We start from the raw sequence: 15,373 nt of genomic DNA, 5'->3' as shown, positions 1-15,373 counted from the left end.
AATAAACGGAATTTAGGAAGTTAGTTTTAAGTTAGTTTAGGTTGGTTTAAATATACTCAATAAGGTGTTTTTCTCCTTTTGTGTCATTCCTAACATTTCGTGTGTTTCTGCCGACTCTCCGGTAACTGTTTTGCGTACAACTTGCGGTGCATCATTCTCCGGATTGTATCTCTCAACAACTTCAACTCCAAAATTGCCAAAATATGTACGCATCACTTTTGATTGGTTTGATATTTGTTTGGTAATACCCTTTTCCCTCAAAAAATAATACACACGTGCAAAATTTGTTGGACTTTTTATTTCATTTGATTCGTTGAAATGTTCGCGGACCAACCATTGTTTAAATTTCGATTGAATTATATCATCGCGATACTCTACATTGAACAAATCAATATATTGTAATTGAATATTCTGAATCTTTAGGGGTTTATTATTTTGGTAAGATAATTTCAATAATTTATCCCCCCAACGATTTTTTTTATCAATATTCATTGATAAAAAAATATCATCTAATATTGAATAATAATCCTCTAACAATCTATTCCCTAACTCATTTTCAAATCTAACATTATCATTATAACCGGTAATATCCCAACACATTTCCAACAAAGAATAAACATCATCTTTTGGTTCGCTCAAATCAATTACATCGTAATCAATTGTATCATTATAGGGGTGATCATTGATAATTGTAGTAAGATTATATTTTTCAGAATTGTAATATATTAGATAAACCTCCAATCGAATAAATTGATAAAAATCTGAATATAATTGATATAAATACTTTATATCTAAATTATTAGTATTGATCCTTATATGGTTGTAATAATCAATACCTGAAAAAATAAATCTTTCGTTGGCATTGTACAACTCAAACAATAATTCCGACAAACTTAAATTTAAAATGTTCTTTATTGGTTTCATTTTACTACCGCCATTTGAGTGAAAAACTTGTGTGATTGTAATTTTGTGGCGTTATCCTTTGCGGTCATTTTAATATATTTCATAAACGCGGATTCTGTTTTGTGCCCGGTGATTTTCATTATAGCGATTGCCGGAATATCTGCCAAAAACGCATTGGTTGCAAAGGATCGGCGCGCGGTGTGGCTCGTAACGAGTTCCCATTTCTCAACGGTGCGGGTAACTAACATTCCCTTGATGGTTTTGGTAATTGAAATAGATTCTTTTAAGTTCGCCCGGCGTGCAATATCTTTTAAATACTCGTTATACTTTTGATTGCTGATACTGTCCGGCAAAACATAATTGTATTTTTCAAATACGGTTTTAACTCGCGGTGTCATTGGTATAACAACAACTTTACCGGTCTTTTGTGTCTTTATGCTGATAGTGTTATCCGAATTAATGTTATCTTTTGTCAACCTTGAAAGATCGGAAAAACGCAAACCGGTATCGCATCCAATTATGAACAAATCCCTGACTTTTTCCAAATACGGTGGTAAATATTTCAGGTTGGAAATGGAGTTTAATTCGTCTTGGGTTAAATAAACGCCCTCCGTTTCCTCACTCGGTTTTGCAAATGATTCTTTTTTATAATCCTGGCATACATTGTCAATCCTTTCGTTGGCATAATTCAGGACTGTTTTAATTATCTTTATCCGCGTTCCGATTGTGTTTTTCCCTAAACCTAAACTTGTTAGATATTTCACGAATGAATTATAAAAATCAATATCGGCGTTTTGGGGTGTGATTGTTCCTTTGAATTTCTTTTGGTAATCCTCAACGTTTTTCTTAACTACTTTGTAATTCTTTTTTGTTGAGTTCCTTAATTTCGTTGAGGTGTTAACGATATGATCAATAAATTGTATTAAATCAAAGTATTGATAATTGATTTGCTCCAAACTGCCGATTAATCTTTTCGGGTTGTAAATCCGGTCTAACTCATTTCTTATTTGTTCGTGGCGCGGAAGTCTGCCGTTAACGGTTAATTTTGAAACGATACTTTTCGCGGATTGCTCAAATTGGGCTATTTCGTTGTTTATCGATTCATATTTCTTTCGTGCCGATTCCTCAACTGCAAATTTACTTATTTCAAAAGTTTCAGGTTGCGCCCATTTTAAAGATTCCTTTACGCGATTTTTCTTGTTATCCCATAACGCCGGAATAACTTCAATGTTGGTTGTGTATTTCAACGGTAAATATTTCTTTTTACCATTTTCATCATACACAAACAATCCGTAATTGATAAACGCAAATAGTTTTGTTTCGTCTTTCGCGTTTTTGTCGGTTAAATAAAAACTTACTTTTGCCATTGTGAAAAAATGATTGATTAAACACTTCACAAATGTAAAAAATTAAAGTAAGAAATAAGGTAAGAAAAAAGAGAAAAGTAAGAATATTAGTAAGATATTAATTTTATTTAACTTTACCGTTTTTAATTCTTACTGATAAAGACAAAAGTATATTTCATTGTTTATTAATGGTATTAATTTTATCATTTTTCGATACTGAATAAAATGTAAGAAAATTGTTCTTTCTTTATAGGTATCCTGTCGGGGTCACTTATTAAGATACGTTATTAAAGCTATTGGACTGTAATGCAGGAAGATAGCTTTTTTTTATTGCTTGCGCGACATTTGCACGATACATGCTTCCTCTAATTCTATTGAAATTCTTTGCAGAAAAGGGATTGCAAAATTTGCCGCCCATCCAATCTAATTCTTCTCATCTGAATCAAATTTCCAATACTTCGATGTATTAGCTCGTTTTCTGTTCTATCCCTGTATTCTGGATTATTAATTTACATTCTCTTAGATAATTGTTATCTCTGTAAACTGTTGTGACGTTATAAACATATCCCTAGGGTTTTATTCAAATTTCTGATATTGTCCATTCATTGGAGGAAGAATAAAAAACGTCATATTTTTTACTAAAATCGATGCTTTTTTGCTTTATTAACATAATTTAGATATCAATGAATTGAATTATTAATACATTTGCAAATGTTATTATGTAGGACATATAATACTTATACTATATAATGGAAAATATAACAGGAAAACTCGAAATCAAAAAAGGGACTACCACTCTGGTTGACCTGACAGAAGAGGCAATACTCAATTATATAAAAGAGAGTCATTTAAAGCCGGGTGATGAATTCATGTTTGATGAAAGTCAACTGTCAGAGCAATTGAATGTAAGTAGAAATGTTGTTAGAGAAGCCCTCAGCAGGTTGCACTCATTTGGAATAATCAACAGCCGAAAAAGGAAGGGGATTTTTTTACAAGAACCCGATATGAAGAAAAACTTTAGTCGGATTATTGATCCAAAGCTATTGAGCAAAGAGAGATATCTGGATCTGCTTGACTTAAGATATATTTTAGAGATCGGTATAATACCCTCTTTGTTTGAAAATTTACAGGAGCAAGACATCAGGGATCTGTATGAGGTGCTTCCGTTGCATATGATTGAAAACAAGGATGTTCGGTTATCGACAGAAGATGAGATTAAATTTCACACTGTTATTTATAAAATTGTGAACAACCAGACGTTGATCGATATAATGCAGATCATTATATCGATGCGTTTCAGACTTTATGATAGTTCAGAGTTTGCAATTTTTAATCAAAAGATGAATAGTAATAATCTAAAGGCCACTCATTTTGATATCATTAAGGCAATTGAGAGTCGAGATAGTGACCGGTATGAAAATGTAATTAAAAGGCATCTATTGCCTTATCATATGTATATTAAAGAGAGAAGACAAGTTTTGTAGATTAGTTAAACCCCTGAAATCTCCCAAAAAGAGTTAAACCTGTGAATCGATTTTTATCCTTTTTGTTATTATCCTTTATACTAACTAATTCATTTGCAATTAATGGAAATCAATTGTGTGTAGAAGAGATTGCACTAAACTATCTATACGAAACAGTTAATGATACCATTTTTTGGAACAAGATTCATGCGATAGAGTTTTTGATAGATTTAGGATTTAATGAAGACGTAGACGCGATATTAAATGAATTGGAGATAAATTATGAGAATATTCCTGAAAAAAGAATTGGATATTTGAGATGCAGGGTAAAGAACGAGAAGAATACAGATAAAAAAAATAGATATATTGAGAAAATCCTTCAAATCTATATGAACCCAAGCAGCCCTGATATTATACACGCGGTTGAAAGTCTCGCCAAGTTGTCGGTATCCCTGAAAAACATTCCTCAATTGGAATTTCTGGATTCTGGAAAAAACAACATCTGTAATGCTTACCTGAATTGGTCTTATGTTTGTCCAGATTCATCACTCTCCAGTATAGATTATACAACTTTATTCAAAACACTTCAATCTGATAATTCAGATTACAGAAGAATAATGGCATACGGGTTAAAATTTTTAGGAAAAATGGAAAGGGAGCCATGGCAAAGTGTTGCTGAAAGAGCAATAAATCAACCTACTGAATATCCTTTTTCAACTTACCTGTTAAGCGGTGCACTAAGTACCTGCCCCGAAAAAGAACGAAAAAGTCATTACATCAATCTGATCAAGCAGAAATTGAGAATTCTAGCAAAAAGGAATGAATCCATTAATCAATACGAGGCTTATGTTGCCTTGGGGAATTTTGCAGATCAGGAAGATTTCAACTTCATTCAAAAGGAGTTTCTGAAATTATATTCATGTAAGAATGGTGCAGAATTAGACAAAAACAAAAAGGATGTTCTATCCGCCATGTCTTATGCATTATTAAAAACATCAGGTCATAAAAAGAATTAACAAATATGAATTTTTCAATTTTAGACTGGATTATTGTAATAGCATACCTTGTACTAATGTTATTAATTGGATATTTGTCTTCACGAAAGAACAAAACCGCTGAAGATTATATTCTTGGAGGCAAAACAATGAACCCTTTTATGATCGGTATCTCGTTGTTTGCCACTCTTTTCAGTACATTAAGCTATCTTTCATATCCGGGTGAAATGATTAAGTATGGACCGGTTTTTTTAGCGGGTATTTTGGCTTTACCTCTTGCGAACTGGATTGTTGGGAAATTCTTAATTCCTAAGTTTATGCAAATGAACGTCAAAAGCGCATATGAAATTTTAGAAATTCAACTGGGATCTAATACAAGAAAACTTGCTGTGCTTTTCTTCCTGTGCTTGCGTTTTTTATGGATGACCACTATTATTTACGCTACTGTTGACATAGCAATGGTTCCCATATTAGATATTGATCGTTCACTAGTTCCTTATATAAGCATTGCCTTGTCAATATTGACGGTTATATATACTACCATGGGTGGGATAAAGGCTGTGGTCAGAACTGATGTAGCTCAATCCTTTATCATGTTTTTCGGACTCATTCTGACAATTATTTTTGTAATAAGCCAGCTAAGTCCAGATCAATCTCTTTTTAATCCTTCAGTATATGCTCACTGGGGAGCCTTTGATTGGGGAATTCACCCTACTAAAAGAATGACGGTGGGAAATATTATTATATTGATATTAGTCATACAGGTGTGTACAGCGGGCTCTGATCAAATGGCAATACAAAGGTATTTATCCACCAAAAGTTCAAAAGATGCTTCATCCTCATACAATATATCACTTTGGGGTGGCGGACTTATTAAAATTCTGTTGGCTATAGCGGGAATCTGCGTAATGGCTTTTTTCTTTTATAATCCTGAGTTAATGGAAAATGGAGGAACCATATACGATCATGCGGATTCACTATTTCCGTTATACATAAGGGTTGGGCTTCCTCCGGGATTGACGGGATTAATTACAGCTGCCTTATTAGCTGCCGCAATGTCAAGTTTATCTTCAGGCTTAAACTCAAGTTCTACAGTAATTCTGGAAGATATCATTAAGAAAAGAACGAAAAAAAGAAGACAAGAGTCATCTGATGATAAAAGTGATTTAAAATTAATTAAAAAAATCTCATTTATACTCGGTATTTTGGTAGCTCTATCCACATTTTTTCTACCGTATATTACGGGGAACCTATTTGATATAATTCAAAAAGTGGTTAATCTGGTAGTCGCTCCTCTGTTTGTCTTGTTCTTTATGGCCTTGTTTGTGCCTTATGCTACTGACAGATCTTCTGTTTTAGCCGGAGTGTTTTCTTTAGCAATTGCAATTCTTATTGCCTTCTTTGAATTGTTTGGTATTTCATCGTTGTGGGTTACCACTTTCTCACTCGTCGGAGGTATTATTCTTGGGGTGCTTTTAAGCTTCATTGACAACTTGCTAATAATAAGAAGAAACAATGGAAGAAAAGTGTGACAATTTATTCCCTAATCCACCACATGCAAATTACAAAATATAATAATTCAATAAAATAGAAACAGCGATATAGTCTCTAATACCTCAAACAGATTGTTACTGGTTTATAAATTACTAATATCATTATATGTGCATACTTAATTTACAATTAATCCTAAAAATTTGAACGATGATTAAAAGAATGTTTTTTATTGTTTTTAGTTGTTTATTACCGTTAATTTTATTTTCGCAAAATAATACAATTAAGGGTTTAACAACTGACGAGAACGGTGAGCCATTAATTGGTGTAAATATTGTTGTGAAAGGAAAAACGATTGGAACTGTAAGTGATGTTCAAGGAAATTACATCATTAACGCACAACCAGGGGAAATATTGGTTTTTTCGTATATCGGGTATGAATCCATTGAGGTCCCAATTACGCAAAATGTTATAAATGTGATTCTAAAAGAAGATGTCACTTATTTGGACGAAGTTGTTGCAATTGGTTACGGGTCACAAAAGAGATCTAACGTTACAAATGCAATTTCAACAATTAAAGGAGAGGACTTAATCAGTCGCGGAACAGGTTCAGCTGATGAAGCGTTAATTGGAAAAGTTGCCGGAGTACGTGTTATGCAAATGGATGGTATGCCAGGCAGAGGAATGGATATTAAAGTTCGTGGAATTTCATCTATTAATTTTTCAAACAATCCGTTATATGTAATTGATGGTTTTCCCGTTGATAATCTACGAAGTGTAACTACAGGTGATATTGAATCAATTGAAGTTTTAAAAGACGCGGCATCGACTGCGATCTATGGTTCACGTGGTTCACAAGGAGTTATATTAATTACAACTAAAAGAGGTACAAAAGGAAAGCCGGTTGTTCAGTTAAATACAGATTTGATTGTACAACGCCCATGGAGTAAGATAAACGTATTGAATAGAGATGAATGGATTGAATTTGCCATAGAGGAGCGGAATAATACCTATGAATTAAATGGAGGTAACCGAAATAATGACAACTCTAAAAGGGCCGCAGCCTATCAAATTGATCCATTATGGTTGACAGATCCTGCTTCTTTGCCCGATCACGATTGGTATGACATAACTACAAGGAACGCTCTTATGCAAAAGTATCAGTTATCGGTTTCCGGAGCAACGGATGATGTCAAGTACTATATTTCATCCAACTGGTTAGATCAACCAGGAGTGGTTTTATATACCGATTTTAACAGACTCTCATTTACATCTAATGTTGAAGGCTCAGTAAAAGACTTTTTAAACATAGGAGTGAATTTAAATGCTTCCCAAGAAGAACAAAATGACCCTCAAACCTCCTCCAATGCTGCAGGTGTTAGTCGTATTCAACTAACTCCTCCTGTTATTGGACTTGAACAAAATACGGAAAATGGAGGATATTATCCATATGCCGGCTCTTTTATCATCAATCCTTTAGCTCAGTTACGGGATGAAACACGATTTCACAAAACCAGAAAAATAAGAGCCAACGTTTATGCCGATGTTAAATTTACTTCCGAATTTAAATTGCGTTCATCCTTTGGAGCCTATCTCAATAATAGTACTACCCAGCAATACATAATGGCTAATTTAACTAGAGGTAAAGGTTCTTCAGGATTTGCAGAGTCAACAGAAAATACCAACTATCTGACAGAGCACGTATTAAGTTATGAAAAATTATTTAAAGATATTGAATTTGGGGCTATTGGGGGATTTTCCTATCAAGAGAATTCATACTATTCAATTTATGCAGCCAGATCAGGTTTTGCTGACGACCAGGTAAAAACTTTGAACGCCGGTACCGATATGACTGGAGCCAGTAGCAGTATGAATAAATGGACAATGATGTCATTTTTTACTCGATTTAATGTTGCTTATAAAAATCGCTATTTAGGCTATATTTCTCTTCGTAGAGATGGGTCATCCCGTTTTGGTAAAGATAGCAAATGGGGTTATTTCCCAGCAGTTTCATTAGGATGGCGTATATCTGAAGAGGAATTCATGAAAGATTTAACGTGGCTAAGCAATTTAAAATTAAAAGGGAGTTACGGAGTTGCCGGAAATAACAATATTGGGAATTATGCTCCTTACTCTACACTCGCTTCCAACAACTATGTTTGGGGTAATGATGTAGTTCCTGGTTATTCTATTGGTGGGTATGAGAATTCACATTTAGGATGGGAGAAAACCCATACTCTGGATGTAGGTCTCGAAATGGGATTTCTAAAGAACAGAATTCAGTTTAATGTTGATTACTTCAATGCGAGAACAAAAGATCTTCTACTTAACTTGAATATACCTCAAGTTACGGGTTTCAGCAGCGCAATGAAGAATCTGGGTGAAGTAGAGAACCAAGGGTTCGAATTTGAACTCACCACAACAAACGTTTACAGGAAGAATTTTTCCTGGACAACGAATGCCAATATTTCCAATTATTTAAACAAAGTATTAAAGTTAGGTGATGATAATGCACCAATTTATGGGTATGCAGATGGATATATGGTTACTATTACTGAAGTTGGTCAGCCGATAGGAAGTTACTATATGTTTGGCACTGATGGTGTTTTCATGAATCAGGAAGATTTTGATTCCAATCCGCATTATAAAACTCAAAAAGTAGGAGATACAAAATACATTGACTATAACAAGGATGGCGTCATAGATAATGATGATAAGTTTATTCAAGGTAATGCGTATCCTGATTTTACTTACGGTATGACAAATACTTTTACATATAAGGATTTTAATTTGAGTTTCTCTGTCGATGGTCAGGTTGGAGGTAAAATTCTTCGAAGTTTTGGTCGTCAAGATGGACAATCCAGAGGTAATGTTTGGAAGTTTTGGTTAGATCGTTGGAAATCAGAAGAGGATCCAGGTAACGGTAAGGTCCCACGTGCTGTTGTATCTGCAAACATGACCACCCCATCTTCATTCTGGTTGTTTGATCAAACTTATTTTGCATTACGTAATATCTCACTTGGTTACACAGTACCACAGAGTTTTTTGAAAAACCAAAATATCATTAGTTCCTTGAATTTTAAATTAAGCGTAGATAATGTATATATGTATGATCATTACAATCATGCCCCAACTACAGCAAATCAATCCAACTCTGCTATAGTACCTAACAACGACTCTGCAACTACTTATCCTATATCTCAGAATTATACAATAGGTATTTCGTGTACTTTTTAAAATATAAAAATCATGAAGAAAATTACGATTACAATACTTCTAATAACCACTTTATCTACAACTTTTTTTATTGGTTGTGATTCACTGAATCAATATCCAATATCAGAAAAAAGTTCTGCAACATTTTTTAGCGACGAAGATCAATTTAATCAAGCTATTGCAGGTTGTTATTACATACTTCGGCAATATAAACTGCGAGATCACATTTATTTCAGGTTAACAGAATCAAGATCTGACAACACATTCCAATTGCAAGATTATGACGATGGACAGACCTCCCGATTTGAAGAAACAAGTGCTCTTCCCTTACTAAATGATATGTGGGCTGCTAGTTATAATGCAATAAATAGATGTAATACTGTTTTAGAAAATTTAGAGAAAGTGGATTTTGAAATGAATCGCGATCAAATTGAAGGCGAAGCTCGCTTAATAAGAGCAATGGTATATTTTGATCTTGTTCGCATATATGCAGGAGTTCCAATCATAGATAAAACATTAACTTTATCTGAAAGTTATACTGTAGAAAGATCAACCATGCAAGAGGTTTATAACTTTATAAAAGAAGATTTGACAAAAGCTTCTGATTTATTACCTTCTTCTACCATTTCAGGTCGTTTTAACAAATATGTGGCAATTGCTTATATGGGAAAAGTACTCGTATTTGAGAGTGGATATCCACTTAAAAACAATAAATGGAACGAAGCAAAAGACTGGTTAAAAAGGGTTATTGATTCGAATCAATTTGAGTTTTTTCCTAACTTTGAAGACATTTTTTTATACGCAAATGAGTCAGGTAAGCAGTCTGTAGCATCATTTACTTGTTTATCTGGAGTTGGAAATCAGGGAAATCCTTTTCCTTCACGAAATGCACCCAGAGACATAGCCAAATCAGGAGAGTTAGGTATAATATTTGGAGGTAATGCAGCTTGTCTTCATATATCAGAAGATTTAGTTAATAGTTTTGAATCAAATGATTTCCGTTTGCCCATATCCATACAACAAGTATGGAAACATACAAATGGAAATCTTATTGATAATGAACCTTACTGCAGAAAATATCAAGATGGACCTGTTTCAACAGCACACGATTGGGATATCGATTATATTGACTACCGATTTGACGAAGTTTTGTTGCTTTACGCTGAATGTCTAAATGAACTTGGATTTGTAGCGGATGGGGAATCTTTTAACATAGTGAACAATTTTCGTCTACGTGCTGGTTTAGCACCTAAAACCTCAGCTGAAATTCAATCTCAGGATGATTTTCGTTTGTGGATAGAAAATGAAAGACGTTGGGAGTTTATTGGAGAGAATATTCGCTGGTTTGATTTGGTAAGGACTGATAGAGCACTTGACGTTATGAATGCTTTTCTCACGCCCTATAACTATGGCGGAAATGTTACAAAAGATCGCTATTTTTATCCTATCCCTTTAAGGGCTACTAATGAGAATCCAAATCTCTTAATAGATCCCGGGTTTAAATAACAGTTTTACTAAAGTTCGATATAATTTCTTATTTCACGGAATTAGTAATTCTTTTTAATGAGATTGCTATGTCGTACCTTTACAACTTATTAATAAAGAAAAAGTAGTAAATATAATTATCTTAGGATTATAGCCAATAAAAATTAATAAATATTCAAGGAAATGAAAAAAAAGTGTTGTGTTCATAGTCATCATACGATGATTAAGATAATCATAAACAATATAGTAATGTCGATTATCCTCATTATTCTTCCTAATACGCTTACAGCGATGGAGAATTTAAGTGAAAAAGATAAAGAGTGCATTCAGTTGAAATACAGAACAAAATATGAAAAAGTACTGAAAGCATCAGAAGATTTGGACCGATGGTCTTATCTTGCTTTCCCATCCGTATTGCAAATCAACCCTTCCACGGTATTGATTTCATATAAGCGCGGTGAGGCACACGGTGGAGACCCAGGTGCTAAGCTAGAAATTATGAAGTATGATGTAATAAAGGAAAAGGAACTTGAAACAAAAATAATTGGCGATATTGATGGATTAATTTTTCAAATGGGAGAATGGGTGAAGTTCCCAAATGGTGATATTGTTAATTACGTTGACATGCAGAAAATAGTACCTACACCTAACTATAGAAACAATCACCGAATAGGGATTTATTATTCTCGATCACAGGATAATGGCGAGAGCTTTGAGGTGATGAAAAAGATGGGGCCGGTAAACGGGATTGAATACGGATATGTTTTTGAAGACATAATTGTTGGATCACAAGTTTATATGTTGGTGATGACTTTTCCTGAACTGCTGGGAAAAATAGGGAAAGAAGGGTGGAAATATGGAGAAGTTCATGTAATCAAGTCAAATAATAATGGAAAATCCTGGGAGTTCGTTCGCAACTTAAGCTTTGAGTTTGGAGAAATAGATATAAATGAAAGTTCTTTCATTAAATATGGTGATGGTTTTATTGTAACAACACGAGGATATGATGGCCAACAATGGATATTTCACACGGACAATAATTTTAAACTAGTAAAGCAAGTCAATTTAACTGAAAATTACAATTGTGTTCAAAGTATAATTGGTAGACCGAGACTTTTTCTAAAAGATGGGGCAATGTATTTGTTGGGAAGAGATTATACAAATCCATACAGTCTTAATTTATATAAGATTGATCCTAAAACCTTGCATCTGGAAACTTATGTCACTTTGGATCAGCGTCCAGGAGATGCATATTATGCCGAAGTTTTTTTTACTAAAAAGAATGGTAAAACATTTTTTAATACTATCACTTATGTGAAATCAGTTAGTAATTCGCCTGATATTGTTAGATTAGAATTTCCATGGGAAGAAATCAACGGAGTCAAGAGGTGAATGGTAACAGTATAGCAATTTTTGTCTTGTTGAAAAAGTAGAATTGCTGTTCACTTCGTTTTGACGATATAACATAAGTTTCGAAAAAATGGTTTTTTACATCAGCAGCAGGTGATCTTGGTTGATGATGACCAAATGTAGATTATAATTAATAAATAATATGCCAAATGAATCTACAAGATTCCTGTGACATGCTATTAATCAGATTTATCAAATAAAAAATGGAGAGTATTTTTATAGAAGCGGAGCATTTTGAGGATATTGGTGGTTGGGTAGTAGATCAACAGAGTATTGTGTCTATGGGTTCGTCCTATCTGATGGCTCATGGTTTAGGAATACCTGTAAGAGATGCGAAAACCATTATTACCATCAAATCTTCGGGCATGTATAAAGTTTGGGTCCGAACCAGAAACTGGGTTGCTAGTTGGAATAATAATTACTTTCCGGGAAAATTTCAGGTGCTTATAAACCAAAAGGCGTTAGCTACAACTTTTGGTACTGAGGATGCAGCTTGGCATTGGCAGGATGGAGGTGAGATACAATTGGAGGGCGGCAATATCGAAATCGCCCTTCATGATCTGACAGGGTTTAATGGTAGATGTGATGCTATTTTTATCACAGATGAACCCGCATTTGTGCCTCCAAACGACTACTCATCTTTGAGATTATTTCGCAAAAAATTCAACTTGTCTCCAATTAAAGAATATGGCAATTTCGATCTCGTTGTTGTAGGAGGAGGTATCGCAGGAATTTCAACTGCTATTTCAGCTGCAAGAAACGGTTGTAAAGTTGCGTTGATACATGACAGAGAGATACTGGGTGGCAATAATAGTTCAGAAGTGCGCGTCGGACTGTCGGGACTCATTTACCAAGAGCCCTATTCTGAATTAGGGAGGTTGGTTGATGAATTTGGACCCATAGGGCATTGGACGTTATGGGAAGCTAAGAAGGATCCGACATCAGAAAGAAGCAAAAGAATCTTTGAAATCATAGAAAAGTATCCGGAAAAAAAGATTCACAATGGTGGACCTGCATCAAACTATGAAGATGCTTTAAAGTTGCAGACTCTGAAAGCTGAAAAAAATATTTCCTTGTTTTTGCAGACTCACGTGGTTGCCGTAACAAAAGATGGTGATCGTATTACCGCTGTCAGAGGAGTAAATTGTCGATACGACGAAGAATATATCTTTAAAGGCACTTACTTTGCTGATTGTTCCGGTGATGCTAACCTGGGGTTTCTGGCAGGAGCAGATTACAGGGTTGGTAGAGAAAGTAAAGAGATGACAGATGAGTCGTCTGCTCCTGATGAAGCGGATAATTTGGTTATGGGTACTTCTTGCCAGTGGTATGCTACTGCACAAGAACAAGAGACTTCTTTTCCAGACTGCCCTTGGGCTGTACAATTTAACGAAAAAACATGTAAACATAAAATCAAAGGGGATTGGAACTGGGAAACTGGCTTCTTTAAAGACCAGGCTCTGGATGTAGAAAACATCAGGGATTACGCACTGAGGGTAATTTTCGGTAACTGGTCGTTTATTAAAAACAACAGCAAAAGGAGTGAAAGATATAAACATTATTCGTTGAACTGGATTGCCTATATCGCAGGTAAAAGGGAATCGAGAAGGTTATTAGGGGATGTGATCTTAACCGAAACAGATATCATCAACCAAATCTATTATCCTGATGCTTCGTTTACCACTACCTGGAGTATAGATTTACATTATCCTATCTACTTTGATAATTTTGACGAAGAACCATTTTTGTCAAGAGCTGTGCAACATCAGATATCGCCATATGCTGTGCCCTATCGCTGTCTTTACTCCCGGAACATTACTAACCTATTTATGGCAGGCCGAAATATCAGCGTCACTCACATAGCGTTGGGGACAGTAAGGGTGATGAGAACAATATCTATGATGGGGGAAGTGGTTGGGTTGGCAGCATCTATATGCAAAGAAAGGAATATTCAACCTCGTGAAATCTATTACAAGTATTTAAAACATTTAATAGAAAAATTATCAGAAGGAAACAAAACACACAAAAAATAATTTTATGATACAATTTACAAAAATAAGAGGTTTAATTGCACCTGTTTTTACGGCTTTTAGACAGGATGGAGAAATTAACAAGGATTTAATACCAGCTTACGCGAATAAATTAAAGCAAAAGAAGCTAAAGGGAGCTTTTATTCTCGGCTCTTCAGGGGAAGGAATGCTGCTAAGTGTAGAAGAAAGAAAATCAATTATGGATTTATGGGCTAGAGAACGTTCGGAAACGTTTAAACTTATTGTTCATGTCGGCGCAAATTCATACAAGGACTCACAGGTTTTGGCAAAATATGCAGAAGATATAGGAGTGGATGCATTGTCAGTTATGGGACCTACGTTTCTCCAACCCAAAACGGTCAAAGATCTTGTATCATATATAAAAATAATCGCAGATGTAGTTCCAGGCATTCCATTTTATTATTATCATATTCCAGTACGAACAGGCATTAATTTCAATATGATTGATCTACTAAGAGAGGCCAAAAATGAAATACCCAATCTTGTCGGGATTAAATATACCAATAGCAATTTCATGGATATGCAGCAATGCATACTCTTCGATAATATGCGATTTGATATTCTACATGGATCTGATGAAACATTACTGTTTGGATTAACTCTCGGTATTGAAGGCGGTATTGGAACAACCTACAACTTGATCCCTGAGTTGTATTATGAAATGATAGATGCATTCAATAACAATAATGTAGATTTGGCAAGACAACTTCAGGCAAAGTCTGTAAGGTTAATGAACATCATAAGCAGACATGGAGGAGGTATTGTTGCTGGAAAATATCTTATGAAGATTGCAAATATGGATTGTGGCCCATGTCGTCTTCCATTAAGAACGATAAGTAATGACGAGGCAAAGGAAATGATAGAAGAGTTAGAGACAAATGAACTATTTGATCTAATTCAAAACTCTTTTAAAGTTTGAATTTTGCCAGATTATCAATACTATAAGAGATACGTATTCTTTCGGTCTTGATTAACTACAAAAGTAAACCAACTTAACTATGCGAAAGGATTCT

Annotated in this window: 10 protein-coding genes; 8 read left to right on the top strand and 2 right to left on the bottom strand. The window is 34.6% G+C overall.

What is annotated here, in order from left to right; all coding sequences use genetic code 11:
• Nucleotides 1-36 precede the first annotated feature (36 nt).
• Together KCV26_02830 and KCV26_02825 are read right to left on the bottom strand one after the other, a co-directional pair.
• Entirely contained in the window at nucleotides 37-924 is an 888-nt protein-coding gene (locus KCV26_02830; protein WZX37344.1) for a hypothetical protein, read from the bottom strand.
• Nucleotides 921-2,270: a tyrosine-type recombinase/integrase gene (locus tag KCV26_02825; GenBank protein WZX37343.1), complete on the bottom strand. Its 1,350-nt coding sequence runs from the start codon at nucleotides 2,268-2,270 to the stop codon at nucleotides 921-923. The genes KCV26_02830 and KCV26_02825 overlap by 4 nt, the downstream gene beginning before the upstream one ends.
• 728 nt (nucleotides 2,271-2,998) lie before the next feature.
• On the opposite strand from KCV26_02825, the gene KCV26_02820 reads away from it, so the two are divergent.
• The 8 genes from KCV26_02820 (at nucleotide 2,999) to KCV26_02785 (ending at nucleotide 15,279) form a co-directional block, all read left to right on the top strand.
• Nucleotides 2,999-3,733 (top strand): FadR family transcriptional regulator, encoded by a 735-nt coding sequence (locus KCV26_02820; protein WZX37342.1) that lies wholly within the window; start codon nucleotides 2,999-3,001, stop codon nucleotides 3,731-3,733.
• A 41-nt stretch (nucleotides 3,734-3,774) separates the two neighbouring features.
• Entirely contained in the window at nucleotides 3,775-4,728 is a 954-nt protein-coding gene (locus KCV26_02815; GenBank protein ID WZX37341.1) for a hypothetical protein, read from the top strand.
• A 5-nt stretch (nucleotides 4,729-4,733) separates the two neighbouring features.
• Complete coding sequence (locus KCV26_02810) at nucleotides 4,734-6,239, top strand: hypothetical protein (GenBank protein WZX37340.1); 1,506 nt, start codon at nucleotides 4,734-4,736, stop codon at nucleotides 6,237-6,239.
• 169 nt (nucleotides 6,240-6,408) lie between these two features.
• A complete protein-coding gene (locus KCV26_02805; GenBank protein WZX37339.1) occupies nucleotides 6,409-9,435 on the top strand; it encodes a TonB-dependent receptor in 3,027 nt (1,008 codons plus the stop codon).
• A gap of 12 nt (nucleotides 9,436-9,447) precedes the next feature.
• Nucleotides 9,448-10,920 (top strand): RagB/SusD family nutrient uptake outer membrane protein, encoded by a 1,473-nt coding sequence (locus tag KCV26_02800; GenBank protein WZX37338.1) that lies wholly within the window; start codon nucleotides 9,448-9,450, stop codon nucleotides 10,918-10,920.
• A 228-nt stretch (nucleotides 10,921-11,148) separates the two neighbouring features.
• The gene (locus KCV26_02795) at nucleotides 11,149-12,291 is read left to right on the top strand and encodes an exo-alpha-sialidase (protein WZX37337.1); all 1,143 of its coding nucleotides are present in this window, start codon (nucleotides 11,149-11,151) and stop codon (nucleotides 12,289-12,291) included.
• 221 nt (nucleotides 12,292-12,512) lie between these two features.
• The gene (locus tag KCV26_02790; protein WZX37336.1) at nucleotides 12,513-14,342 is read left to right on the top strand and encodes an FAD-dependent oxidoreductase; all 1,830 of its coding nucleotides are present in this window, start codon (nucleotides 12,513-12,515) and stop codon (nucleotides 14,340-14,342) included.
• Between the two features lie 4 nt (nucleotides 14,343-14,346).
• A complete protein-coding gene (locus tag KCV26_02785; protein WZX37335.1) occupies nucleotides 14,347-15,279 on the top strand; it encodes a dihydrodipicolinate synthase family protein in 933 nt (310 codons plus the stop codon).
• Nucleotides 15,280-15,373: the final 94 nt, after the last annotated feature.

Source organism: Petrimonas sulfuriphila (assembly GCA_038561985.1).
Classification (GTDB): Bacteria; Bacteroidota; Bacteroidia; order Bacteroidales; family Dysgonomonadaceae; genus Petrimonas; species Petrimonas sulfuriphila.
This window is presented reverse-complemented; position numbering and strand designations above follow the sequence as displayed.

Excerpts from the sequence above, each read along its gene's own strand:
- KCV26_02830 (WZX37344.1), bottom strand. The coding sequence starts at position 924 with ATGAAACCAATAAAGAACATTTTAAATTTAAGTTTGTCGGAATTATTG.
- KCV26_02825 (WZX37343.1), bottom strand. The coding sequence starts at position 2,270 with ATGGCAAAAGTAAGTTTTTATTTAACCGACAAAAACGCGAAAGACGAA.
- KCV26_02820 (WZX37342.1), top strand. The coding sequence starts at position 2,999 with ATGGAAAATATAACAGGAAAACTCGAAATCAAAAAAGGGACTACCACT.
- KCV26_02810 (WZX37340.1), top strand. The coding sequence starts at position 4,734 with ATGAATTTTTCAATTTTAGACTGGATTATTGTAATAGCATACCTTGTA.
- KCV26_02805 (WZX37339.1), top strand. The coding sequence starts at position 6,409 with ATGATTAAAAGAATGTTTTTTATTGTTTTTAGTTGTTTATTACCGTTA.
- KCV26_02800 (WZX37338.1), top strand. The coding sequence starts at position 9,448 with ATGAAGAAAATTACGATTACAATACTTCTAATAACCACTTTATCTACA.
- KCV26_02795 (WZX37337.1), top strand. The coding sequence starts at position 11,149 with ATGTCGATTATCCTCATTATTCTTCCTAATACGCTTACAGCGATGGAG.
- KCV26_02790 (WZX37336.1), top strand. The coding sequence starts at position 12,513 with ATGGAGAGTATTTTTATAGAAGCGGAGCATTTTGAGGATATTGGTGGT.
- KCV26_02785 (WZX37335.1), top strand. The coding sequence starts at position 14,347 with ATGATACAATTTACAAAAATAAGAGGTTTAATTGCACCTGTTTTTACG.